Origin of the sequence: Flavobacterium sp., assembly GCF_027533505.1 — a bacterium.
Lineage (GTDB): Bacteria > Bacteroidota > Bacteroidia > Flavobacteriales > Flavobacteriaceae > Flavobacterium.
Genome location: NZ_JAPZUB010000010.1, coordinates 1 through 25,767, shown reverse-complemented (window position 1 = coordinate 25,767; position 25,767 = coordinate 1). Strand labels below are relative to the sequence as shown.

General features: G+C 42.4%; 22 protein-coding genes and 1 pseudogene. 17 read left to right on the top strand and 6 right to left on the bottom strand.

Annotated features, from left to right (window positions below; genetic code table 11):
- The first annotated feature begins 616 nt into the window (after window positions 1-616).
- Window positions 617-2,503, top strand: coding sequence for a molecular chaperone DnaK (gene dnaK, locus O9316_RS03075; RefSeq protein WP_298205301.1), 1,887 nt, complete (start codon window positions 617-619; stop codon window positions 2,501-2,503).
- A 34-nt stretch (window positions 2,504-2,537) separates the two neighbouring features.
- Here dnaK and O9316_RS03070 read toward each other — a convergent pair whose 3' ends face one another.
- A complete protein-coding gene (locus O9316_RS03070) occupies window positions 2,538-3,440 on the bottom strand; it encodes a Brp/Blh family beta-carotene 15,15'-dioxygenase (protein ID WP_298205300.1) in 903 nt (300 codons plus the stop codon).
- A gap of 124 nt (window positions 3,441-3,564) precedes the next feature.
- Here O9316_RS03070 and O9316_RS03065 point away from each other — a divergent pair, with 124 nt between their 5' ends.
- Both O9316_RS03065 and O9316_RS03060 read left to right on the top strand, forming a co-directional pair.
- Window positions 3,565-4,290, top strand: a complete 726-nt coding sequence (locus O9316_RS03065; RefSeq protein ID WP_298205299.1) for a bacteriorhodopsin-like — start codon at window positions 3,565-3,567, stop codon at window positions 4,288-4,290.
- A 105-nt stretch (window positions 4,291-4,395) separates the two neighbouring features.
- Window positions 4,396-4,971 (top strand): hypothetical protein, encoded by a 576-nt coding sequence (locus tag O9316_RS03060; RefSeq protein ID WP_298205298.1) that lies wholly within the window; start codon window positions 4,396-4,398, stop codon window positions 4,969-4,971.
- Window positions 4,972-4,976: 5 nt separating this feature from the next.
- On the opposite strand, the gene O9316_RS03055 is transcribed toward O9316_RS03060, so the two are convergent.
- Window positions 4,977-5,552 carry a pentapeptide repeat-containing protein gene (locus O9316_RS03055; protein ID WP_298205297.1) on the bottom strand — a complete coding sequence of 192 codons (576 nt, stop codon included), beginning with the start codon at window positions 5,550-5,552 and terminating at the stop codon, window positions 4,977-4,979.
- A gap of 67 nt (window positions 5,553-5,619) precedes the next feature.
- Between O9316_RS03055 and O9316_RS03050 the strand changes: the two genes are divergently transcribed.
- Complete coding sequence (locus O9316_RS03050; RefSeq protein WP_298205296.1) at window positions 5,620-6,129, top strand: NUDIX domain-containing protein; 510 nt, start codon at window positions 5,620-5,622, stop codon at window positions 6,127-6,129.
- Between the two features lie 51 nt (window positions 6,130-6,180).
- Here O9316_RS03050 and O9316_RS03045 read toward each other — a convergent pair whose 3' ends face one another.
- Entirely contained in the window at window positions 6,181-7,245 is a 1,065-nt protein-coding gene (locus tag O9316_RS03045; RefSeq protein WP_298205295.1) for a glycosyltransferase family 9 protein, read from the bottom strand.
- A gap of 234 nt (window positions 7,246-7,479) precedes the next feature.
- Between O9316_RS03045 and O9316_RS03040 the strand changes: the two genes are divergently transcribed.
- From O9316_RS03040 to O9316_RS03020, 5 genes are all read left to right on the top strand, one after another.
- The gene (locus O9316_RS03040) at window positions 7,480-8,325 is read left to right on the top strand and encodes an AraC family transcriptional regulator (protein ID WP_298205294.1); all 846 of its coding nucleotides are present in this window, start codon (window positions 7,480-7,482) and stop codon (window positions 8,323-8,325) included.
- Between the two features lie 57 nt (window positions 8,326-8,382).
- Window positions 8,383-8,622: a hypothetical protein gene (locus O9316_RS03035; protein WP_298205293.1), complete on the top strand. Its 240-nt coding sequence runs from the start codon at window positions 8,383-8,385 to the stop codon at window positions 8,620-8,622.
- A 23-nt stretch (window positions 8,623-8,645) separates the two neighbouring features.
- Window positions 8,646-9,980, top strand: coding sequence for an alpha/beta fold hydrolase (locus O9316_RS03030; RefSeq protein ID WP_298205292.1), 1,335 nt, complete (start codon window positions 8,646-8,648; stop codon window positions 9,978-9,980).
- Between the two features lie 18 nt (window positions 9,981-9,998).
- Entirely contained in the window at window positions 9,999-11,060 is a 1,062-nt protein-coding gene (locus tag O9316_RS03025; protein ID WP_298205291.1) for a hypothetical protein, read from the top strand.
- Window positions 11,061-11,299: 239 nt separating this feature from the next.
- Window positions 11,300-11,689 (top strand): hypothetical protein, encoded by a 390-nt coding sequence (locus O9316_RS03020; RefSeq protein ID WP_298205290.1) that lies wholly within the window; start codon window positions 11,300-11,302, stop codon window positions 11,687-11,689.
- On the opposite strand, the gene O9316_RS03015 is transcribed toward O9316_RS03020, so the two are convergent.
- Window positions 11,667-12,527, bottom strand: coding sequence for an AraC family transcriptional regulator (locus O9316_RS03015; protein WP_298205289.1), 861 nt, complete (start codon window positions 12,525-12,527; stop codon window positions 11,667-11,669). The two genes, O9316_RS03020 and O9316_RS03015, sit on opposite strands and share 23 nt — an antisense overlap.
- A 153-nt stretch (window positions 12,528-12,680) precedes the next feature.
- Here O9316_RS03015 and O9316_RS03010 point away from each other — a divergent pair, with 153 nt between their 5' ends.
- Genes O9316_RS03010 through O9316_RS02990 form a run of 5 tightly spaced genes read left to right on the top strand, consistent with a single transcriptional unit; the run spans window position 12,681 to window position 19,789 of the window.
- Entirely contained in the window at window positions 12,681-13,508 is an 828-nt protein-coding gene (locus O9316_RS03010; protein WP_298205288.1) for a phytanoyl-CoA dioxygenase family protein, read from the top strand.
- Window positions 13,498-14,340: a TIM barrel protein gene (locus O9316_RS03005; protein WP_298205287.1), complete on the top strand. Its 843-nt coding sequence runs from the start codon at window positions 13,498-13,500 to the stop codon at window positions 14,338-14,340. Before O9316_RS03010 ends, O9316_RS03005 begins: the two co-directional genes overlap by 11 nt.
- Window positions 14,341-14,343: 3 nt before the next feature.
- Complete coding sequence (locus O9316_RS03000) at window positions 14,344-15,708, top strand: sugar porter family MFS transporter (RefSeq protein WP_298205286.1); 1,365 nt, start codon at window positions 14,344-14,346, stop codon at window positions 15,706-15,708.
- Window positions 15,699-17,873: a GH92 family glycosyl hydrolase gene (locus O9316_RS02995; protein ID WP_298205285.1), complete on the top strand. Its 2,175-nt coding sequence runs from the start codon at window positions 15,699-15,701 to the stop codon at window positions 17,871-17,873. Before O9316_RS03000 ends, O9316_RS02995 begins: the two co-directional genes overlap by 10 nt.
- Window positions 17,861-19,789, top strand: a complete 1,929-nt coding sequence (locus O9316_RS02990; protein ID WP_298205284.1) for a beta-L-arabinofuranosidase domain-containing protein — start codon at window positions 17,861-17,863, stop codon at window positions 19,787-19,789. Before O9316_RS02995 ends, O9316_RS02990 begins: the two co-directional genes overlap by 13 nt.
- 65 nt (window positions 19,790-19,854) lie before the next feature.
- Here O9316_RS02990 and O9316_RS02985 read toward each other — a convergent pair whose 3' ends face one another.
- Entirely contained in the window at window positions 19,855-21,633 is a 1,779-nt protein-coding gene (locus O9316_RS02985; RefSeq protein ID WP_298205283.1) for a long-chain fatty acid--CoA ligase, read from the bottom strand.
- Window positions 21,634-21,748: 115 nt separating this feature from the next.
- Here O9316_RS02985 and O9316_RS02980 point away from each other — a divergent pair.
- The 3 genes and pseudogenes from O9316_RS02980 to O9316_RS02970 all read left to right on the top strand — a co-directional run bounded on the left by O9316_RS02980 (window position 21,749) and on the right by O9316_RS02970 (window position 24,906).
- Window positions 21,749-23,676: pseudogene (locus O9316_RS02980) on the top strand (LTA synthase family protein).
- Between the two features lie 3 nt (window positions 23,677-23,679).
- The gene (locus O9316_RS02975) at window positions 23,680-24,222 is read left to right on the top strand and encodes a hypothetical protein (RefSeq protein ID WP_298205282.1); all 543 of its coding nucleotides are present in this window, start codon (window positions 23,680-23,682) and stop codon (window positions 24,220-24,222) included.
- Window positions 24,223-24,387: 165 nt separating this feature from the next.
- Window positions 24,388-24,906: a class I SAM-dependent methyltransferase gene (locus tag O9316_RS02970; protein ID WP_298205281.1), complete on the top strand. Its 519-nt coding sequence runs from the start codon at window positions 24,388-24,390 to the stop codon at window positions 24,904-24,906.
- Window positions 24,907-25,373: 467 nt separating this feature from the next.
- Here O9316_RS02970 and O9316_RS02965 read toward each other — a convergent pair whose 3' ends face one another.
- The gene (locus O9316_RS02965) at window positions 25,374-25,613 is read right to left on the bottom strand and encodes a hypothetical protein (RefSeq protein WP_298205280.1); all 240 of its coding nucleotides are present in this window, start codon (window positions 25,611-25,613) and stop codon (window positions 25,374-25,376) included.
- Between the last annotated feature and the right edge of the window lie 154 nt (window positions 25,614-25,767).

The window sequence follows — 25,767 nt, the reverse complement described above, 5'->3', positions numbered from 1 at the left end:
GAGTTACTGAGGCACTGAGAAGCTGCTCCCGACCCTTCGGGGCTGAACACTGTTTTTTTAAGCTGCTAAGCTCCTGAGAAGCTGAGCTGCTGAGTCCTTACTGAACACTGTTTTTTTTAAGCTGCTAAGCTCCTGAGAAGCTGAGCTGCTGAGTCCTTACTGAACACTGCCCACTGTACACTGTTTTTTTAAGCTCCTAAGCCGCTGAGAAGCTGAGCTGCTGAGTCCTTACTGAACACTGCCCACTGTACACTGTTTTTTTAAGCTCCTAAGCCGCTGAGAAGCTGATCCCGACCCTTCGGGGCTGAGCCCTTACTGAACACTGCCCACTGTACACTGTTTTTTTAAGCTCCTAAGCCGCTGAGAAGCTGAGCTGCTGAGCCCTTACTGAACACTGTCCACTGCCCCGACCCTTCGGGGCTGTATACTGTACACTGTTTACTGTATACTGATCCCGACCCTTCGGGGCTGAACACTGCCATCTTGTCACCCAACTCCTGACAAAAACGACTCCAATTGCCCTTGGCACAAAAGTTGTCATGGACGAAGCGTGCCAACGCACGGCCTACTCTTAGAGAGGTCATTCAACAGAAATAAAATAAAGGAGATTAACATCATGGGAAAAATTATTGGTATCGATTTAGGTACAACCAATTCATGTGTAGCCGTTATGGAAGGGGGCGAACCCGTAGTAATTGCTAACGCAGAAGGGAAACGCACCACACCTTCAGTCATTGCATTTGTGGAAGGCGGCGAAATCAAAGTAGGTGATCCTGCCAAACGTCAGGCCGTCACCAACCCGACCAAAACCATTGCGTCGATCAAACGCTTTATGGGAAATAAATACACCGAAAGTGCCAAAGAGGCCTCAACGGTAGCATACAAAGTAGTGAAAGGCGATAACGACACGCCACGGGTCGATATTGATGGGCGTTTGTATACCCCACAAGAATTGTCGGCCATGACGCTGCAAAAAATGAAAAAAACCGCCGAAGATTACCTAGGTCAAGCCGTGACCGAAGCGGTAATTACCGTACCGGCCTACTTCAACGATGCACAACGTCAAGCGACCAAAGAAGCGGGAGAGATTGCCGGCTTGAAGGTCATGCGTATCATCAACGAACCCACCGCAGCGGCCTTGGCCTATGGCTTGGATAAAGCCGGAAAAGACCAAAAAATTGCGGTATACGACTTAGGAGGGGGAACCTTCGATATCTCAATCCTCGAGTTGGGCGACGGCGTGTTTGAAGTATTGTCTACCAATGGGGATACCCACTTAGGAGGAGACGACTTCGACCAAGTAATCATCGACTGGATGGCCAACGAATTTATGAGTGAAGAAAGCGTCGACTTACGCAAAGACCCAATGGCCTTACAGCGTTTGAAAGAAGCCGCCGAAAAAGCCAAAATCGAGTTGTCATCGTCGACACAAACCGAAATTAACTTACCTTATATTACAGCGACTGCCAGCGGACCCAAACACATGGTCAAAACACTAACCCGTGCGAAGTTCGAACAATTGGCCGACACCTTGGTGAAACGCTCGATGGAGCCTGTAGCCAAAGCCTTAAAAGATGCCGGTTTATCGACCTCCGATATCGATGAGGTGATCTTGGTAGGAGGTTCTACGCGTATTCCGGTTATTCAAGAGCAAGTAGAAAAATTCTTCGGTAAAAAACCGTCCAAAGGCGTTAACCCTGATGAAGTAGTAGCGATTGGAGCTGCCATTCAAGGAGGGGTGTTAACAGGGGATGTAAAAGATGTTCTTTTGCTCGACGTAACGCCATTGTCCTTGGGAATAGAAACAATGGGGAATGTGATGACCAAGTTAATCGAGGCCAACACAACCATTCCGACTAAAAAGTCGCAAGTGTTTTCAACCGCAGCCGACAACCAACCCAGTGTAGAAATTCACGTGTTGCAAGGCGAGCGCACCATGGCGGCCGATAACAAAACCATTGGGCGTTTCCACTTAGACGGCATTCCACCAGCACCACGCGGGGTACCACAAATTGAAGTGACCTTTGATATTGACGCCAACGGAATCATCAAAGTGTCGGCGACCGATAAAGGAACAGGCAAGTCCCACGACATTCGCATCGAAGCGTCTTCAGGATTAACACCCGAAGAAATCGAGCGCATGAAGAAAGAAGCCGAAATGAATGCCGAGTCCGACCGCAAGGCCAAAGAAAAAGCCGACAAGTTGAACGAAGCCGACAGTATGATTTTCCAAACCGAAAAGCAATTGACCGAGTTTGGCGATAAATTGTCAGAAGGCAATAAAACGGCCATTACAGCGGCGTTAGAGGACTTGAAAAAGGCCTACGAAACCAAAGACATCGATACGATTCAGCCCGCTTTAGACAAAATCAATGAAGCTTGGAAAAATGCTTCTGAGGAATTGTACAAAGCCCAAGCCGAAGGACAAACCCACCAAGCGCAGCCCCAGCAAGAAGCGACCGGCGATCAAACGCAAGACGTGGATTTTGAAGAAGTGAAATAAACCGTGTAAAACAAATAGCAATAAAAGTCGGATGTTAGGTCCGACTTTTTTTTTGCATCGCCTTTTTCATTTGCGCTATAATTAAGGTATGCGGAAATGTAATAGCGGCCATCAAGGAAAAGAATAAGGCTTTAAATACCGTATCATTGGCAATGGCCCAATACGCAATACCCATCGTTCCTACCGCCAAACACCAATACAAGGCACTCGATTTAAAATAATGTCCCCACGAGCGTCTATTTTCTGTGCCATACAAAAACCGAATCTGCTCTTGAATTGAAGGTACACTATGCCATAACACAAAATACATACTAAATCCCCAAATCAATCCAGCATGATAAAAAATAAGCGTAAACACCATTAGGTAAAATAGATTCCGACCTATCCGCGCCCGAAAAGCGCTACTTTTTTGGGCCAAAAGACTTCCTAACACCAACACCGACAGCCCGAGGAACAGCGTTATTTCTTGAATCCACAAGGTAGCATACGTTTTTCGTGTAATCGTTTGAACAATCGCCTGTACTTCTTTTTCATGAAAACAAAAAAGAATGCCCAACACCAACAAACCATAACTTCCTTGAAACAACATCCCTAGGCGGTTCTGTAAAAAGGGTATTTCCAACGTCCAGTGCTGATTGCCAAAATGATACCCACTGATAAGTATAAAAAGCAGTAAGCCATAGGAGGGAAGAAGCGTAAATACCACCATCCCTATCAATACAATAGTAATGTATTTCAACAACAATGTTACCTCCCAAGATTTGGACCCGCTCTCTTTTAATTGCTGCCCAATCGTTAAATCATTGGCTCCGTGTACAATTCCTAGTAAGGCTATTCCTACAAAACCAATAAGCTGCTGATTCTCAACAGAAATAAAATTGGCCAACCATAACATGAAAAAAGTCAGTAAAATGCGGAGGTGAAGGGAATTTTCCATCGTTGGGTTGTTTAAATTGTTTAATAAATATAGTTAAATTGTTAAACAAAACAAAGAATATTTGTTTAATGTTTTGTAATTTTAATTAAACAATAACAAGTAATAACAACTAAAACAACAAATTATGACAAACTTCAGTTTATTGACCGGTTGGGTAGCCAAGATGATGCCCACCGATTACATTGGATTTACATTTTTCATCGGATGTATGGCTATGATGGCGGCTTCGGCCTTTTTCTTCTTATCCTTAAGTCAGTTTGACAAAAAGTGGCGTACCTCCGTGTTGGTTTCTGGGTTAATTACCTTCATTGCAGCGGTACACTATTTTTACATGCGTGATTATTGGAGTGCTTTTGGAGAATCGCCTACCTTTTTCCGGTATGTGGATTGGGTGTTGACGGTGCCGTTGATGTGTTTGGAATTCTATTTGATTCTCAAAGTAGCCGGAGCCAAAACCTCTTTATTATGGAAAATGATTGGTTATTCCTTAGTGATGTTGATTACGGGGTACTTTGGAGAAGCCGTTGATCCAGCTAATGCTTGGTTGTGGGGCTTAGTATCAGGTCTGGCATACTTCATCATTGTGTATGAAATTTGGTTGGGCGAAGCCTCCAAGTTGGCCAAAGCGGCGGGCGGTTCGGTATTGGAAGCCCACAAGATTTTATGCTGGTTTGTATTGGTAGGTTGGGCCATATATCCGTTGGGCTACATGTTGGGTACCGAAGGCTGGTACACCTCTATGTTGGGCAAAGGAAATGTAGATGTAGCCTACAACATTGCCGATGCGATTAACAAAATCGGTTTCGGTTTGGTGATCTACAATTTGGCCGTGAAGTCAAGCAAAGACTAACCCTTTTTTCCCTGTAGAGAAACAGACGAATTTCAACTTGAGGTTCGTCTGTTTTTTTTACACCAAAATAATTTGTACATTCGGAACACTAAAATCCTTTTCACCATGAAAAAAATCGTGTTCTTCTGTATGTTATGTTCCCTCTCGTTGGTCAACGCCCAAAAGAAAAAAGCACCTGCCGCTACGCCTGTATTGGCCAAAGTCGAAAACCTGGTCTTAGAACTCAAAGCAGGAAATTTACAGTTGGTTCAAATGGAAGGTGCCAAAGTAAAAGAAACGGTTGTGGTGCAAGCCAATGCCACAGCATTAAAGCCTGTAGATTGTAAAATCGTCCCCTTTACCGCTTCTGGAACAAAATTGTATGCCGTGTCTTGGACCGAAAAAAAGACGGTTACCACCACCGATAAAACGGAAGAAATTACCACCGTTACCCACGCTATTTATGAATGGACGAGTAAGAAGCAAGTTTTTTTCAACACACAAGTCACCAATAACATCACCGAAAAAGTGTATTTAGACCGCAATAAAAATGCGAGTGAAACCCAAATGCGGGTGCGTCGTGAGGGCTATGAATTGGTCCTCAACCCCGATGGTACGGTCACCCAAAAGAATAAATCGACAACCTTAACCTGGACGTTTGATGCTACCAAAATGGAAATGGTGCAGGCCAAAAAGAAATAATTTATTTACGGTTTAATAACCAAAGCATATTTTTCCAATAAGCCATGCAGCCCTTGTGCGCTGAAAATGGCTTTTTTCATTTTATTTTTTTCGGGATCGATCCGGTATTCATAACTCGTATAGAAATCGGCTTTCTCCAAATTGGTGTTGCTAAAAACCGTACGCCGTAAATTACACGAGTCAAACAAAGCACCTGATAAATCGGTTTCCATAAAATCAGTGGCAATCATACTGCAATGAATGAACTGAATTTGCCGTAATTTCAATTTATAAAACTGACTGTAATCGAGTAAGCAATCTTTGAAGTGAAATTCATAAATCACTTGATCTGTCATGGCAAAATTGACCGAGGTAAGATTGCAATCGGTAAACCATACACCACGTAAGGCGGTATGATTGAGCTTAGTTCCTTTGAAGTTACAACGCACAAAATTGCAATCGACAAAGGTCACGTTTTGAAAGAAACAAGCCGTAAAGTCGCAATCGGTAAAAGTACATTGCTCAAATTCGGTATGCTGTAAATCGGCTTGGGTGTAGGTTTGTTGGGTAAAGTTTTGGTCGTGGGTAAAAACGTAACTCATGCTTCAAATTTGGAGCAAGGTAACCAAAATACGGTAGTTTTTTTTACATTTGAACAAATACCCATCCATGCTTTTTCAATTTTGTCCCCGTTGTACGTCCACCAAAATCACCGAAACCAAGGCATACCGCATCGCGTGTTCCCATTGTGGTTTTGTATATTATCACAATGTGGCTGCGGCCGTCGCTGTCGTGTTGCGGTACCAAGACCAGGTGTTGTTTACCGTTCGACAAAAAGATCCCGACGCGGGTACGCTCGATTTACCGGGCGGATTTATTGATCCCGGTGAGCGGGCCGAAGCTGCCGCTTGTCGCGAAATTAAAGAAGAATTGGGAGTGGTGCTCGATATGCGGAAGCTCAAGTACATTACCACTGCCGCCAATAACTATTTGTATAAAACGATTCCCTACAAAACCCTCGATATCTTTTACGAATACGAACTTGAAAATCCTGAAATTGGCATCGCAGCCGCCGACGAGATCGCTGCGTTACAATGGTGCCATCCGCCTACGATGGATTTGAATGCGATAGGGTTTATCTCTATTCGCAAAGTGATAGGGGAATACTACTGTAGATAAAGAAAAGCGATTCTTTATTTACGCCACTTTCGGCCACCTGCGTTGTGCATTTTAACGCTCGATAAGGAGTAACGTTTGACGCATCTGTTCCAACAACGATGCTGTAGTCATCACCCGAGTGTCAGCGGCAAAACTATGGTTTCCGTAGGGGCCATACAGGGCGGGGTCGGTCACCTGAAAGAGTCCCACAGTAGGGGTTAGCGCGGCACTAGCCAAATGCATTACGCCACTGTCAGCACCAAGGAATAACGAACAGTTGGCAATGACCGCTGCCATTTCACGTATGGATTTTGAATACAATGTTGGAGCCGCAAAGTCGATTTGTGAAACGTTTTCTGCTGGAAGAATCTCGATGAAATTGTACTCTGGAAACTCGGTTTGCAAACGTTGGTAGAATGGAATCCACCATTCAGGAGGATAACATTTGGCACCCGTAGCAAATGTAAATAAGGCGATGGTTTTTCTTCCAGTAGGGACTAATGTAGACAATATCGCTTTCCCCACCGCTTTCTCAGCCGCCGAGAGTTTTAGGTCCATCAAAGGCAAAGGACGTGGCGTCATAAAAAGGGTTTGGGGGGTCCAAAACGTCCGAAAATCCATCACTAAACCATGCGCCATGTGGGGAATTAATTGGGTGCGAAGCGCTTGTAAACTATCGTTGCGATCGCCATACCATTTGTACGTTCCACGCGCCCAAGCTGTGGCCAAGCGCCCCGATGACGAATGCGAAACACTATTAATCACCAAGTCATACGAACGCATCCGCAACCGTATCCACGTCCAAAGGTAGGTGCCCAATGCTTTAAAATGTTTTTTGGGCAAGGCCATGATGCGATCTACCTGAGGATATTCGCGAAACACTTCAGAGGCAATGCCGCCTTTGACAAATAAATCCACCGTGGCTGTGGGAAAAAGTTGCTGCATTTCGGCAACGATAGGGGTAATCAACAGCGTGTTCCCCAAACGATGGTTGGGTCGAATAATCAAAATGCGGTGGATAGGCGTGGGGCTACAATTAGTAGGATTGTGAATAGGACGACGGGATTGCCCCAAACGACCCGTTAGGGCTTGGGTTATTTTCTTACGCCAGTGCTGTATTGAGGGTGGAATTTTCATAGGTAAGTGTTGATTGGAATGGGTAATTAGGCAATAGCTAACAAATGTACTGTACGCGGGTACTGACAGAGAAAAACAACTGTTAATTGACATAATTTTATGAAGTTATGTTAATTTATGTAAAAAAAGGAACGCGCCACCTCAGCTTGTTTTTTACCATAAATCCATTGGTTTTTTTGCTGTTTTGCTGTAACAAAATGAGGCGGTGTTGGACTAAAGAAGAAAAGCGGTCCTATGAACAAAGTGGTACTTTCAGCGCCGCATAATGGCGAAATTCGGGTCTCGGGGGTACAAACCTTCGACAGTAGCGTTGATTTTACAGCATTTTCTGCCAAATATGTGGTACGCGGTTGTGAGCAATACCGAATCAACAACCGAACCTACCGCGTGGAATCGGGCGAGTATATCGTAGGTAATGCCACTTCAACCTCACATATCATTATTGACAGTGCGCAACCCGTTTTGGGCATTTGTTTGGACATCCAACCCAAAGTGATTCAAGAGATTTTGGATTTTGAATACGGAACCCAACCTGAGTTGGCCGCTTTCATTTTACAACAAGAGCAAATGGTCAACCGCTACACAGCAGCGCACACGCATTTGGGCTATGCCATTCGCCAGATCGAACACCATTTTGAAGCCTTAACCCGCGATGAAGCCGTGTTACACCACGAGTTGTTATATACCTTGGGCGAATGTATGGTCAAAGATCAAGTGGACCTTTGGCAGCAATTTTCGCGACTAAAATCGGTCAAACAAGAAACCAGTAAGCGGTTGTTTGATTTCGTACACGAAGCGCGTTTGTACATCGAGCGGCATTTTTTGGACCCTATAGCTCTCGCTTCTATTGCCCAAGAGGCCCATTTATCAGAGTATCATTTTATTCGCCTTTTTAAAAAATTATTTGGACGAACACCCTACCAATACGTGTTGCATTTGCGCTTACAACAGGCCCGTAATTTAATGCAACAAGGACTTACTGTTGCCGAAGTTGCTTTTCAAACGGGTTTTGCCGATAAATCAGCCTTTTGTAAAGCGTTTAAAAAGAAATTTGGACAGACACCCACTGCAGTGAAATAAGCAATTTTTGACACCTTTTGCGACCTCCTCTTCGGGTATTTTTGTTTAAAAAAAGCAATGAAAAATACCTTCGGACGTGGATTACACCTCTTGTTTGTATGTATTGGTGTTTTTTTTATAGTGCGAAACGATTGGGGACAGGCCTTACTCTACTTTGGGTTGGGATTAGCCTTCGATCCTTTTGCTCCCGCACAAAAATGGAACGACAAGCCCCTTTGGCAAAAAACGGTTTTGCTTTCTGAATTAACTCTTGTTCTTGTCTTAGGGGTGCTGTTGTTCTTTTCCAGTTATTTTTAATTTTTTAAAAAAAAGAAAAAGCGATGCGAAAATTAGGAGTCTATATTGGATTAATTGGGTTTGGAATTGCGATGGCTACTGCGCAACCGTTGCCGCGGCGTCCTTGGTTGGGTGCCCGACTCAGTGCCGATCCTAAAGGGGGTATTTTACTCAATCAAGTGGTTGGGGGTACTGCCAAAGCCGCTGGATTGCAACCGGAAGACGTTTTGTTACAAATCAACGGCAAAGTACTCCATCACCCGAGCGAAGTGGCAACGGCAATAGCCCAATACACCGAAAAACAAGTGGTTACTTTTACCATACGACGGGCAGGTTCGCCACAACAAATCAAAACCACTTGGGTGGGACGTGATCGGGAATCGGTGGCAAAGGGGTCGATTGCGTATGATCGGGTTCCTTTTAAGGGCGGACAGCTCAGTGTCATTATCAACAAACCCGAGGGAACGGGTAAACTCCCTGCCGTACTTTTTATTCCGGGTTATACCTGTAGTTCGGTGGATGGCTTGACGCCCGATCATCCGTATGGACGCGTGGTGCAAGCGTTTCATGATGCCGGATTTGTGGTCGTACGCGTAGAAAAAAGTGGGTTAGGCGATAGCCAAAACACCCCCGATTGCAGTACGACTACGTTGTATGACGAAGTGGAAAGTTTTAAGGCCGGTTTTCAAAAAATGAAATCGTTACCGTATGTTGATACCGAAAAACTTTTCATTTTTGGGCACTCGATGGGCGGTATTATTGCCCCTGCGATCAGTGCTGGTGAAAAAGTACGCGGGGTTATGGTGTACGGTACCACGGCCAAAAGTTGGTTTGAATACCAATTGGAAATGAACCGGTTGCAGTTGAAATTGGCCAAAACACCACCCTTGGAATACGAACAACGTTGCCGCATTCAGGCTGGTATTGCGTTTGACTATTTTATTCGTAAAAAAAGTTTAGAGGCGATTGCCGCCGACCCAGAGAAGAAAGCCATATTGGAGTCGGATTGGCAATACGATGGGAAAGACCGTATTTTTGATCGCAATCAGGAATATTGGCGTCAAATACAAGATTACCCGCTTTTGGACAATTGGAAAAATACTACGGGTAAAGTTTTGGTATTGTATGGCGAATCCGATTTCCAGGCCTTTTCACTAGCCGATCACGAACAGATTGTACAGACCGTCAATCATTACCATTCGGGAAATGCCAGTTTGCTTTCTTTTCCGTTAACCGACCATTACTTTGCCCGTTCTGGAACCATGCAGCAAGCCTATGACACGTTTAGTCAAGGAAAAATACAAGAATTATTTCAAGCCTTCAATCCCGAAGTGACACAAAAAGCAGTGGCTTGGGCTTTGGCGTTAGTGCAACCTTAATCGTAATAAAACATTGAAATGCAACGAATTATTATTCCTCTGATTTTTATTTTAACCGCCTTGTGGAGTAAGGCGCAAACCAACGGTTGGCAAAAATTGACCACCGAACCCTATGCGGGTAAACAAGATGATATCACCTTTGTCGATCGCAATATGGGTTGGTATGTTAATGGTTTTGGTCGCATTTACCACACCCAAGATGGTGGTAAAACGTGGACCAAACAGCTTGAACAAAAGGGATCGTTTTTTCGTACCCTTGTTTTCTTGGATGAAAAAGTTGGATTTGTGGGTACCGTTGGGACTGATTATTTTCCAAATGTGACCGATACCATTCCGCTTTACGGGACACAAGACGGTGGGAAAACATGGAAACCTGTCGCCTACAAAGGCCCTTATGTAAAGGGGTTATGTGCTTTTGATGTGGTTAAAGAGCAATACATCAATCACGGAAAGATTGATTACAAAACCCATATTTATGCCGTAGGAAGAGTCGGGAGTCCGGCCAACATCATGGTTTCACACGATGGCGGAACGACGTGGACTTCCCGCAGCATGCAAGCCGATTGTAAAATGTTGTTTGACATAAAGATGCTAGACAAAAATACGGGGTTTGCCTGTGCAGCAACGAGTGAGGACATTACGCAGTCGCATGCTTTGATTTTGAAAACCACCGATGGAGGACAAACTTGGAAAAAAGTCTATGAATCCAACCGGCCTTTTGAAACCACTTGGAAAGTATCTTTTCCTACGGCCAAAGTGGGGTATGTTACCATTCAATCCTACAATCCTGATCCCAATGTAAAGCAGCAACGGGTGGCCAAAACGACCGATGGGGGCGAAACATGGACCGAAATCAATCTCGTAGAGGAGGCAGGGGCACGGGAGTTTGGTATTGGTTTTATCGATGAGAACCACGGTTTTGTGGGAACAATGAATTCGGGATTTGAAACCAAAGATGGCGGAACAACCTGGACCAAAATCGATTTAGGCCGCGCTTGCAATAAAATTCGCTTCTATACCGATGCTGATAAAAAAGTATATGGCTATGCGATTGGGGTGAATGTTTTTAAATGGGAATGATTTAGGGAATTATGAGTTATGAATTAGTAGTGCTGAATTAGTAGTGATTTGAAGAGTAATTCGAAACGTAAAAAGCATTTATCAATAGGCTGTTTTTGGGAGGGATACAACCACTAACGCGCAAACAGTAACAGTTCTTAAAAAGTAGTACAACAACTGAATGTAGGCCTAGGGTGTTGTGGTTCGATAAGGAAAGCGCTCCTGTTTCAAGTCCCATTCATAAATTAAACAATTGGATCGTGTCGCAAATAAAAAAAACAATTTCAAACCCCTTATCAGCGGTACCTTGCATTGATCGGCATTATATCGGGTTGAATACAAAAGACATTCTTGTTTTTGAAAGTGCTTTTGCGACCTATGTTCGGGGGTACGATGTCAAGGGCAAATTACTTTATCCAAATCGCGATGCCTTGGTTTCGGCATTGATGCCCCGGTTGCAACAAACCGATTTCCATTGTGAATTAGTGAGCCGTGTTTATCATGACCGTGGGGTAATTGATGAGGAACATTTATTTTTATCCGGAAAACCTTTCCAAGCGATTTGGATTTATTTTGAAGTGGTTGAGGATGAAATAACGATGTTTCAATATCTTAAAGAGAACGACCTCAATGCGCACGCGTGTTTATAGATAAATAGCTTTTCCGATACGCCATCGGGCGGCATTTTTTTTTTGCCAAAAAGACCCGATTGAAATAACTTAAGGTTTCAAAACCACAATCGATGGCAACGGTACTGATTTTTCGTTCCGTTTCTCGTAGCAACATGCAGGCTTCTTGAATTCGAATTTCATTGACATAGTCAGAGAAGGTTTTTCCCGTTGCTTTTTTAAAAAACTTACAAAAGTTACTCGTACTCATGCCGCTCACTGAGGCTACCTTTTCTACTGTTAAAGGTTCGCTGAAATGGCCGATAATATAACGACAAATGGTATTGATACGCAGTTCTTGTTGGGGGGAAAAGGAATGGTGTATTGGATTTGGACTAATTCTTTCATAAGGTGCTTGGGCCAGTTCTTCCAAGAGCGCTATCCCCAAAAGCATGCGGTTTAATCCCTCTAAGGTTACCAAATGGTTGAGTTGTTGTATCCATGCTTCCCGAACTGTAAATCGAATGCCATAAGCCGCTTCATTCAATAAGTTTTGCAATGCTACGCCTTCTTGACACGACAATATCGAATCCATGGGCTCTTTTGTAAATTGAATGACTACCGCCTCAACAGGCTCACCCTCAAGTGATTTCCCCGACCACGTATGCGGCACATGACGCCCCAACAAGACAAAATCACCCGCTTGGAATTCTTCATACGTATTTCCCACCAACCGATACCCCGATCCCTTCACAATATAGGTGAGTTCATACTCGGGATGGAAATGCCATTTGAACTCAAAATGCGGTACCACGATCCGATACGCATGAAAACTCGATGTGCCTTTCTCGTGTGGAATGTTTTCAAAAATAGGTTTCATGGTCTCTATTGAATAGAAATACGTAAAAATAGCGTAATTAAATTCAATATAGTATTAGTTTTTGATTTTTTACGAAAAAAGAAATGGATAAGCATGCGGTATTTTTGTTCCTGTTAACGGTTTATTTATCCATAAACAATACAGAACAAAACCATGCGTACCGTACCCGATGCTATTCGCACCTATTTAGACACCCCGATGCCCCTCACAACCGAACAATTGGATTTTTATGAGACCCATCGGTTCATCAAACTCAAGTCGGTTTTAAATGCCGAAACTGTCGCCTTTTTCAATCGTGAAATTGGAGTTCAAGTAGCGGCGATGACTACCGAGCAAATAGCCTTGGAAGACCGAACTACCTATGGAAAAGCTTTTTTACAATTGTTCAATTTATGGCAAGAAAACGAGGTCATAAAAACCTTGGTATTTAGCAAACGATTGGCCAAAATTGCTGCCGATTTGATGCAGGTAACGGGAGTGCGATTGTACCACGATCAAGCCTTGTTTAAAGAAGGCGGCGGCGGGATTACCCCATGGCATGCCGATCAATACTATTGGCCCTTAGCGTCCGATAAAACGGTAACCGCCTGGATTCCCTTGCAAGCAACCCCTTTGGAAATGGGCCCCTTGGAGTTCAGTGCCGGGAGTCATATTCTCGTGGAAGGGCGCGAAATGGCCATTAGTGATGAAAGTGAGGATTTCCTAAACCGAAAATTACGGGTAACCGATTTTGAACATATAATCGAGCCTTTCGATTTGGGGGAAGTGAGTTTTCATTCGGGATGGATTTTTCACCGTGCAGGGGCCAATACCACCCACGAAATGCGAAAAGTGATGACGATTATTTACATGGATCATGAAATGCTTCTCAAAAATCCCGAGAACCGAAATCAAGTCAAAGATTGGGAGACTTGGTGCCCTGGAGCGCAAGTAAATGCCGTGATTGATACCCCGTTGAATCCAGTTCTTTATGCGCAATAACATGGAAATTCGCTATTTGTGTCCCTATTGGGGCTGTGAAGCAATGTCCGCTTCCGAATTTTTAAACCGCGCCCTAGCCCACGGGTATGATGGGGTAGAGATTAATTTTCCGCATGATGACCAATTTATTGCAGAGTTTCAAGCGGCTTGCGCTACCATCCGTTCGACATCACATCCTCATTTTATGGTGATCGCCCAAAATGTAGTATCGCCTTCCGAAAAAGGAATGGCAGATTACACAGCACGGTTGATTGATCGGTTGGAAATGGTAGCGTCATTACAACCCTATGCCATCAATTCACACACGGGAAAAGATTACTACAGTTTTTCTGAAAATTGCCAAATTATCGAGACGACACAACAAATTGCAAAGAAAACAGGGATACCCATTTGGCATGAAATTCATCGCGGTCGTTTCTCGTTTCATCTAAAAACCGTTTTGGATTATTTGGAAGTGTTTCCCGCTCTTGGTCTGGTCGCCGATTATTCCCATTTCTGTGTGGTTTCCGAAAGTACATTACACGACCAACAAGCTCATTTGGATCGTCTTACTCCTTTTGTCAAACATCTGCATGCTCGAATCGGATTTGAACAAGGACCACAAGTCAACCATCCTTTCGCTCCCGAGTGGGAATCCTATCGCAGGTTGTATTTGAAATGGTGGAGAGCAATAGTGGCTTTTCATGAAAAACAACATTGCTCGATTTTTACAGTAACTCCCGAATTTGGTCCCTATCCCTATATGCCCTCGGCACCTTTTACCCAACAACCTTTGGCTTCGCAATGGGACATTAACTTGGAAATGAAACAGTTTTTACAACAACATTTGTAGGGTATGAAATCAACACATTCAACAAAAATTCGGTTTATCACCCTGAGCGCAGCCCTCGGAGGGTTGTTGTTTGGCTATGATACTGCCGTAATCTCAGGGGCAATTGGCGATTTAACACGGTACTTTACACTCACGCCTATGGAAACGGGTTGGGCAATTTCAAGTGCCTTGCTGGGATGCTTACTGGGCGCTTTAATCTCAAATTTCTGTAGTTCGCGTTGGGGCCGAAAAAAAGCAATGATACTGGCGGCTCTTTTATTTATTGTCAATTCGATTGGAACCGCAATACCGGACACGTTTACCGAATTTATAATTTACAGAATTATAGGCGGGATAGGAGTAGGGTTGGCCTCCATGGTGGTACCGATGTATATCGCTGAAATTGCGCCCGCCCAACGTCGAGGTGCCCTGGTCGGCCATTACCAATTGGCCATTGTAATCGGAATTGTTTTGGTGTATTTTGTGAATTATGGTATTGCCTTACAAGGTAATGCACAGTGGAATTTAACCGTTGGATGGCGTTGGATGTTTGGTTCTGAATTGATTCCCTCGGTGTTATTTTTCATTTTCATTTTTTTCATTCCCGAAAGTCCACGCTGGTTGTTCATGCAAGGAAAAGCACAGAGCGCAATGACCGTTTTACACGCTATTAATAGTGAGCAAGATGTGCAAAAAGAGCGTGAAGACATCGAAAAATCCCTGCAGTCGGAGCGTCCACAAGCTTGGAAGTCTTTACGAAATCCCAAATATAAAAAGGCTTTAGGCGTTGGAATTGGCCTTTCCCTTTTGCAACAGTTAACAGGAATCAATGCTATTTTGTATTATGCACCTGAAATTTTTAAGAGTTTGGGGAGCGCTACAGATGCTTCTTTATTGGAAACGAGTACTTTGGGAGTAATCAACTTATTTTTTACACTTTTAGCGATTCGATGGGTGGATCGTAAAGGTCGGAAACCGTTGTTGTATTTAGGGTCGATTGGAATGGCTTTGGCTTTATTGACCGTAGGTCTATTTATTTATTTTGAATGGGAAAAAACCTTTGTTCTACCTTTTTTACTACTTTTTATGGCCTCTTTTAGTATTTCGTGGGGCCCCATTGTTTGGGTTCTATTGGCTGAAATTTTTCCAAATTCGATTCGAAGTTTAGCCTTGGCTATCAGTGTTTTTATACAATGGATTGCCAATTTTTTAGTGACCCAATTTTTTCCGTTTATGGTAGAAAATGTATGGATTGATAGGTATTTCAATGGCGCTTTTCCTTTTTACTTTTTTGGGTTACTGTGTTTGCTTTCTTTCTTTTTTGTATGGAAAAAAGTACCCGAAACCAAGCATTTAACCCTTGAAGAAATGAATGCATTATGGAATTAAGAAAATGGTTACTCCTCCTCGGGTTACTTTTGGGAGGTTTTTCATTATTTGGACAGAAGACCACATCCTTCGTCAACGTTTTTATAGGTACTGAGGGTACTGGGCATACTTTTCCCGGTCCATCGATGCCTTTTGGAATGGTGCAACCCGGACCTGATAATCGCGATCGGGGGTGGTCTCATACCAGCGGGTATCAATATCGAGATACCCTTTTACTCGGATTTTCACAAACACGCCTCAGCGGTACTGGGATTAATGAACTGGGTGATATTTTGATTTTACCCATCCATCAACCCGATTCAGTGAAGGCTAGGTCCTATGATAAATCTTCCGAAAAGGGAAAACCCGGGTGGTATCATGTTCGTAAAAATGATGGCGTTACGGTCGATTTAACCTGCTCCGAACGGGTGGCCTTTCATCGATACCGCTATCCTTCGCGTTCGGCCCATGTGCGCATTGATTTTCGTCACGGACTTCGATTTGTTTTTGATGAAAAAGAAACAAAACCGCTCGTGATTTCTAGTGAAGTAACCATTGAGAATGACTCTGTAATCAGTGGGTATTGTCGAACGCAAAACTGGGTGAATCGAGTTTATTTTTTTACCATTCACTTTAGTAAACCTTTTCAAAACAAACGAAGTATTGCTCATAATCAGGCTGATAAGGCCCCTTTGTATGCTTTTGACTTTCAACTCGATTCCTCCAAAGAATTGCTAATAAAAGTGGCCCTGTCTTCGGTTGCTGTGGAAGGGGCAAAAGCCAATTTGATGGCGGAGATTCCTCATTGGGATTTTCAACGGGTGTATGCTAACAATCGAGACACTTGGGAAAATTATTTGAATCGTCTGACGCTAAAAGCCCCACGGTCGAAGAAAGTGATGGCCTACACGGCATTATACCACCTTTTATTGCAACCCATGAACATGGCTGATGTTGACGGGAAGTATCGTGCTGTGGATGATTCGATTCGAACGGCGGTAAATCGGGCATATTACTCTACTTTATCCAATTGGGATGTCTATCGTGCGGCTTTTCCATTATTGCAACTTATAACCCCCGAAATCATTCCCGATCTTGTTGAGTCCATGCTGGCGCATCATGAAGCCAAAGGGTTTTTGCCTATTTGGACCGTTTGGGGGCAAGATAATTATTGTATGATTGCCAATCATGCCATCCCGATGATTGTGAGTGCTTATGTCAATGGTGTTGCACAAATAGACACCCAACGGGCGTTGCGTGCTATGGTGGAAACGTCTACTCGTTCGCACATTCATTCCGATTGGGAAGTCTATAACCGCTTTGGGTATTATCCATTTGATTTGATTCCCGACGAATCCGTTTCGCGAACCCTAGAAAGTGGGTATGATGATTGGTGTGTGGCCTATTTTGCACAATTAATTGGTGATATCGAAACCGCGAACCAATTTTATAAACGGAGTCAGTACTATCGTAATTTATTTGATCCTGAAACACACCTTTTTAGAGGGAAAGATCAATTTGGAAATTGGCGTTTTCCTTTTGATCCGCTCAAAGCAACCTCTCCATTAAACAATCCGGGTGATTATACCGAAGCCAATGCGTGGCAATATTTTTGGACACCTGCGCAACATGATCTTAATGGCGTGGTCGCTTTATTTGGCGGGAAAACCGCTTTAACCACCCATTTGGATACTTTTTTTACAACAACTGCTGTGGCCCCTAATAAATTTCTTGGTCAAGAAGCAATGATTGGTCAATATGCCCATGGTAATGAGCCAAGTCATCATATTGCCTATTTATATGCATTCAGTGATCGACCATTGCAAGGACACCAGTATTTAAAACGTATTATGAATGAATTTCATAAACCCCAACCGGATGGGTTAATTGGAAATGATGATTGCGGTCAAATGAGTGCTTGGTATTTGTGTACACTTTTGGGGTTCTATCCGGTGAATCCCGCTTCAGGCGAAGTTGTTTTGGGTGCGCCACAAGTAAAAAAAGCCATCGTAACAACAGGTAAAAAGCCATTAACAATTAAGGCAGATTCTTTCTCTTCAAATACCTGCGGCGCTACAGCCTATCAATGGAACGGATTGCCATTACTAACTCCAGTTATCCCATTTCGTTCTTTGACTGAAGGTGGAAATTTAACCTTTAACATGACAACTTCATGCGAAAAATAATCTTCTTTTTATGGGCAACCGTTGCCCTCGCCCAAAGTAATTTTAAACCAGAAGTACTTCAGCCTTTACCGTTCGGTCGTATTCAACCGCAAGGATGGGTATTGTCGTACATGCAACAAGATTTAGAGCATTATGTTGGTCAATTGGATCAGTTGGTCCCCACTCTTTTTAAAGATTCAATTTATACCACACAACGTTTGGGAAAAAACAGCAAAGCCAAAGACTTGGGCAATTTAAAATCAGGGGACGCGGCAGGGGATGATCAATACAAATGGTGGAATAGTGAAACCCAATCCAATTGGTGGGACGGGTATATTCGCCATGTTTTTTTAACTCAAAATACGAGCCATTCCCCCAAAGTAGCGGCCTACATTCGACATATCTTAGCGTCACAAGATGCAGATGGCTATTTAGGTATTTATGACCCACAAACCCGTTATAATTTTCAATCAGAGAATGGGGAACTTTGGGCAAAAACCACCTTACTTCGTGGACTCGTTGCCTACTACGAAGCTACTGGCGATGAAAAGGTATTTCAAGCCATAACGCGTGCAGTAACCAATGTGATGCAAAATTATCCTATGGGCAATTCGCATCCTTTTGATACAGGCAATGCCTTCAATGGAGGTGTATCCCATGGGTTAACCTTTACCGATATATTGGATTATATGTATCGTAAAACAAAACAACCCGAGTACCGTCAGTATGCGTTATTTTTATATCAATCCTATGCCAACAGTAATCAGTCGGAGTCGGATGCGCAACTCCAACGCATTCAAATGCCGGATTTTACTTTACAAGGTCATGGAGTTCATGTGTACGAACATATTCGACCATTAGCCGTAGCGGCTTACACGGCCAATGCTTCCAACTATTCGTTGATGCTTTCACGGTATTTGGAACAAGTCAACAAGTCGATTACTACTTCGGGAGGAGCTATTGGTGATGAATGGATTGCAGGTCGTATAGCCGATGCAACAAATACTGGATACGAATATTGTTCCTTACAAGAGTTACTGGACAGTTTAGCACAATTGTTACAAAAAACGGGCGAAGCGAAATGGGCAGCTCAAATGGAGCAACTTTTTTTCAATGCAGGATTAGGAGCACGTCATCCTAATCATGAAGGGATTGCCTATTTGAAAACGGACAATTCGTGGGTAATGGACGGAACACGTAATGGAGAATCGGAACCTGATCGGATTCAAACGCGATACAAATATTCGGCAGTTCATCAAGACGTGGCCGTTTGCTGCACGCCCAATGCGGGTCGCTTTTTACCGTACTTAATTCAAAATATCGGCATGCAAAATGAATTGGGACACCTTTACATCCATGTACCCCTACCGTTCCGATTAGCGTATGAGGTGCAAGGACAAAAGGTTATTTTAGAAAATCAAACACAATATCCTCAAAATTTTGCATTTACTTATCGAGTTACTACTTCAACGCCGATTACATTGACATTTTACCTTCGAAAACCAAATTGGGTGTCTCAACTTGAAACCAATGAAACGATAAGAACGGAAGGCGATTATTATGTGGTGCAACGTGTTTTTCAACCGAATGATTCATTCTCTTTTACATGGAAAACGGCTCCTAAAATTCACTACACCCAACAAGGTGAAGTTGTCTATCAATACGGTCCTCAAGTGTATGCGTTGTCTGTGGCATCAAAAATGAAGTTGGGGCGAAACTACAGCTCAAAATTTAAAGATAAGTATTATGAGGCAAAAGAGAAAAGGGTTTATGAGGCGATAGATTTTTCTCCCATTATGAGTAAAAGAGGAATGGAAGTACGTTTGTGGAATCCCCTTAAGAAGCGTGAAGAGAAACATGTTTTAGTTCCTATGGCTGAGACCATTTTGAGACAAGTAGCCTTTCCCAAAGCTATAAATACAAGGGCCAATGAGTAAAAAAAAGCACCTATTTTGAGGTTTCAAGATAGGTGCTTCATCGGCTTATGCGGGTTCGTTTTCGGTTACTCCTCCCGATAAATAGCATCGTAAAGGTGCTGGTATTTCTCTTTGATGGCCTTGCGTTTTAATTTTAAAGTAGGGGTTAATTCCCCGCCATCAATACTCCAAAGGGTAGGCGTAAGCTCAAATTTTTTGATGCGTTCCCAATTTCCAAAACGTTCATTGATTTTATCGACTTCCTCTTGAATTCGGGCTTTAACTTGCGGATTTTGAGCAATTTCTTCTGGGGTTGTACCCACCGTTTCATTGTGGCGTTTAGCCCATTCTCGAATAAAGTCAAAACTCGGTTGAATTAACGCAGCCGGCATTTTTTCACCATCGCCAATCACCATGATTTGTTCAATAAAAAACGATTGTTTCATGGCATTTTCAATCATTTGTGGCGCAATGTATTTTCCTCCAGAGGTTTTAAACATTTCCTTTTTACGATCGGTAATGCGCAAAAAGCCCATTTTATCAATTTCTCCTATATCGCCCGTGTGGAAATATCCGTCTTTCAAGACTTCTCCTGTCAATACAGGGTCTTTATAATAGCCCATCATGACATTGGGGCCTTTGCATAAAATCTCACCATCTTCAGCAATTTTTACCGTAACATTTGGAATCACGCGTCCGACACTTCCCACTTTAAATCCAAAGTTTTTCTGATCGTTTACGGAGATTACAGGCGACGTTTCGGTCAAACCATACCCTTCCATAACCGGCATTCCTGCTGCGGCAAATACACGAATCAATCGATGTTGCAAAGCGGCACTTCCCGAAACCATTACATTCAATTCGCCGCCCAACCCTTCTTTCCATTTGCTAAAAATGAGTTTTCGGGCTAATTTGAGTTGAAACTCATACCACGCCCCATTAGCGCCATAGGGTTCGTAACGCAACCCAAGATTCAGCGCCCAAAAGAACAAGGCCTTTTTGATTCCTGTTAATTCGGCTCCTTTTTGGTAAATTTTGTCGTATACTTTTTCCAACAAACGCGGAACGACTGAAAATACATTGGGTTTTACCTCTTTAATATTGTCCGATAGTTTTTCAATGTTTTCGGCAAAATAAATGGAAACGGAGTAATACTGATAAATGTACAATATCATCCGCTCAAAAATATGGCAAACCGGTAAGAAACTAAGGGCACGACTCTTTCCTTCTTCAAAAGGAATCCGCTCCGCACTGTCAATCACATTGGAGACAATATTTTGATGCGACAACATCACACCTTTGGGTTTCCCGGTGGTACCAGAAGTATAAATTATCGTAGCCAAATCGGTGGTTTGTACTTCATTCATGCGTTGCTCCACTTCGGATTGATTGGAAGCATCGGCTCCTAACTCCAACAAACTTTTCCAAGAAGTACAATCCGAAAGATCGTCAAAGGCATACACTTCTTTTAAATGGGGGACCTGACTGCGGATTTGACTTATTTTTTCAAAAACGACAGCATCCGAAACCAAACAGTATTGCGATTCAGAGTGATTTAAGATGTAGGCATAATCCTCTGCAGCAATCGTCGGATAAATAGGCACGGTTTGCGCCCCAGTTTGCAAAATACCAATATCACATATGTTCCATTCGGTTCGGTTGGTAGAGGAGATTAGGGCTATTTTATCATTTTTTTTCACGCCCAAACGCAACAACGCTCTTGAAACCGTATTGGCTTGGTTGATATATTCTTGCGTGGAGGTTTTAACCCATTCATTCCCATACTTGGTTACCAAACAATCGGCTTTGTTGTTTTTAGACAACTGATAGTAAGGAAAGTCAAATAGTCGGCTTATCGTTTGCATAGTCAATTTTTCTTGCAAATTAATTAAAATCGACTGCTTTTACAATTAATTTTTAATCTATACCGACCATAAAATACAAATTTGTAGTTTTGCTTCGATTTCGACAACCCTTTCTATGCAACGATTTCCGCGGTACAACGAATATAAAGTATTGGCATACAGGATTTTTCTGGCCTACCTGTTTTATATGGGGGTTCGTTTTTTATTTTTTGCCTATAATCCCAATTTAATTCGAATCGAGTCTTGGACCGAATTGGTTCCCTTGGCCTATCACGGTTTGGCGTTTGATACTACAGCGATCCTCTATGCCAATGCGTTGTTTATCGTTTTTTCGATCCTTCCTTTTGGGGTGAACACGCGAAAATCGTATCAGCTTGGACTTAAAATACTATACTTTTCCACCAATGCCCTTTTTTATGCATTGAATTTTGTGGATTTGGTGTATTACCGCTACTCGTTCAATCGCAGCACCCGAGCATCGTTGGATATTTTGGAACATGAAAGTAACAAAGCAGCGTTGATGGGGAATTTTTTGGTGAACTATTGGCATGTTTTCGTGTGGTTTTTTGGGTTACTATTTTTATGGATTTATCTCTATGGAAAACAAAAAGTTAAGCCTCATCAACAAAAATATACTTTAAAATACTTTTTTGCCTCAACCGCTACTTTTTTGCTCGTCTGTGTGTTGTGTGTGGGTGGGATTCGAGGCGATTTTCGTAAAAGTACGCGTCCCATCAACATGATTGATGCCAATCGCTTTGTGACCGATGCCTCGCAAGCCGATTTTGTGTTGAATACCCCTTTTGCCGTCATTCGAACCTGGAATGCCAATACGTTTAAAAAGGTGAACTTGGTCGATAAAGCTGTAGTAGATTCGTTACTTGTTCCCATCAAACAGTACCAAAACCGTCCCCAAACCCGACCCAATATTGTGGTGCTGATTTTAGAGAGTTTTGGAAGAGAATATATTAGTTCTTTCAATACCCATGAAAAAATTCCCGGCTACCGTGGGTATGCGCCGTTTGTGGATTCGTTGGCCCAACACAGTTTGATTTTCACACGCGGCTATGCCAATGGATACAAGTCAATTCACGGGATGTCGTCGGTGTTGTCGGGCATTCTCTCATTTAAAGATGCCTTTACCTCGTCGCCGTATCCCAAACAAAAAATTGAATCCTTGGTTTCCATTTTAAATAGTGAAGGGTATGACACCTCCTTTTTTCATAGTGCGCCCAACGGCTCCATGGGATTTTTAGGGTTTAGTAACATTTTAGGTTTTGACCATTATTACGGTAAAAATGAGTACGGTAATGATGCCGATTTCGATGGCGTATGGGGCATTTGGGACGAACCCTTTTTCCAGTATTTTAACCGAACAATCTCGGCCAAAAAGCAACCGTTTATGGCGACCTTGTTTTCGGTTTTTTCGCATGAACCGTATGTTGTCCCCGAAAAATACAAAGGGAAGTTTCCCAAAGGGGATAGTCCCATTCACCAAACCATAGGCTACACGGATTATGCGTTGAAACAGTTTTTTAAAGCAGCCCAAAAGCAGCCGTGGTATCAAAATACAATTTTGTATTGGTAGCCGATCACGATAATTTGATTCACTATGATTTGTACTATAACGATCAATACGCGCATACCGTTCCTATCTTATTTTATACCCCTAAGCATACCTACAAAGGGGTGAACCGCGATTGGGCGCAGCAAATCGATATTTTCCCAACGCTCATGGATATGATTGGTTACGACAAACCCTTTCGCAGCTGGGGCCGAAGTCTTTTGGGCGATCCCAAGGTGCCACCGTTTGTGATGCGGTATGCTTCGGATTTGTATCAAATGATGAGTGGCAATTATATTTGTACTTTTGATGGGGAAAAGGCTGTTGGTTTTTACCATAAAGACGATTATGCGCTAAAAACCAACTTAATCAAGCAACGCAATGCCGAAATGAACCAGCTGGAACTGCGCTGTAAGGCTTTTTTACAAGATTATATGGAACGAATTATTGATAAAAAACTAACCTCAAAATCCAACTAAGTCATGCGTTTACGAACTAAAATTGGCCTTGTTCTTCTTACCGTAGCATTAATGGCTACCGGAAAATACGTGTATGACCGTCACATCAACCATAATTTTATGGCCATCACGGAAGGAAAGGTTTATAAAAGTGGGGTAATTCCACCCGATGAAATCAAAGACTATGTGGAAGCGTATGGGATTAAATCCATCGTCGATTTGCGTTTTCCCGGTACGGGCGATACAATCAACAATCCTGAATTACCGGAAGAATTAATTGCCGAACGCGATGCGGTGGCCAAAATAAAAGGCGTAAAGTACTTCAACAACGGCTCGGATCAAGTGCCCAATGAGGAAAATTTGAAAACGTTTTTGCCATCATGGATGATTCGACCAATTATCCGGTGCTTTTGCATTGTTACCATGGCATTGGTCGTGCGCAAATGTATTCGGCGTTATATCGTATCGAATATGAAGGATGGACACCCGATGAAGCGCGAAAAAAAGCCGCTTTCCCAGTGCAGTTTAGCTCATTTGATCACGGCACCCCGAAAGGCGAATACTTAAAGAATTACAAACCCCGCAGCACAAAAGGGGAGAAGTAAGTTAGTTTGCAATGCGGCAACCTGCCAGGCAGGTGGGGTAATTCTTAATGGGGCAATCTACTGAACATAAGGTTTGCGAATAAGGCATATCTTAATGGTATAGGGCATTTTAAAAGACGACAAACCAATGATGGACAGATACAAAGAAACATTTGACACTTGGAACAAAATTGCTTCATTATACCAAGACAAGTTTATGGATTTGGACTTGTATAATGACACCTACGACTTTATCTGTACTTTTATCGACAAACCCAAAGCAAAAATTTTGGAAATCGGTTGCGGACCTGGAAACATTACAAAATATCTTTTATCTAAAAGACCTGACTTTGAAATTTTCGGCATTGACATAGCACCAAATATGGTAGAACTTGCAAAACAGAACAATCCGACGGCACGTTTTGCTATTATGGACTGTCGACAAATTAACATTCTTGACACGAAATTTGACGGAATTATTGGCGGATTTTGTTTGCCATATTTATCGCAGACAGAATGCAAAGAACTAATATCTAACTCTTACGATTTGTTACGGGACAATGGCTTGATATATTTAAGTTTCGTAGAAGGAGCGCCAGACCAATCGGATTTTAAGTTGGTAGTGGCGGACGAGTATATTTTAATTACTATCAATTGGACAACATAAAAGAACAACTGAATAAGTTCAAATTGGAAGAAATAAAAACATTTAAAGTGAAGTACAAAATTTCAGAAGCAGAATTTGACATACATACAATACTAATAGCGAAAAAGAAAAACACCCTATAACAGCAGTTTAGCAAAATGGCGGGTTCAGTGCTAAATTGAAAATTTGTGCTGCTACATCCGCTACTTCGCCTTGTTACGAAACGTTGTTCAGTATTTCTTTTGGTTGAGTTTCAGCAAACGATTTTTAAAAAAGTTGGAGAATAGACTACGCGGTTTTGCAATGCTAATCTAAACTCGCGGAAGTCCTTTTTGTAATCTTTAAATATATGTACATAATTAGTAATCCAGTGATAGTGCCAGCTATGAAATAGCCGGGTAAGTTAATACTTTCTACAGTTTGGATGCCTGTTGACAAGAGCAAACTTTTTGTGATTGTAAATAGCAAAACTGTAAGTAATATAAGGCCTATAGATACAATTTTTGTTGTCTTTTTTTTACTTCCATTTTTTTCCAAACCATATTCATGATAAATGGCAAAACGGCCCATAAAATACCAAATGTTAGTGAATCAAAAATTTGTGTTTTCATCGCGCCGTAGACTATGTTAGAAGTCCCCAACAACACATCTTGAATTTTTACATAAAATGTAAAAGCGACTACAAACAGCGCAATGGAGATAAGGGTTAAAAAAAAGTAGTTTCTCATTTAAAGGGTTTACTTAGTCATCCCTTAAAAAACAAATAACCGCCTGATTGTTATTTTATTACAATAAAATTTAGCTAGAAATAGATGATAATTATTGCCAAAAATGGTATATTTGAGTATAAAATAGTGGCAATATGTTAGGCAAAATAAAACC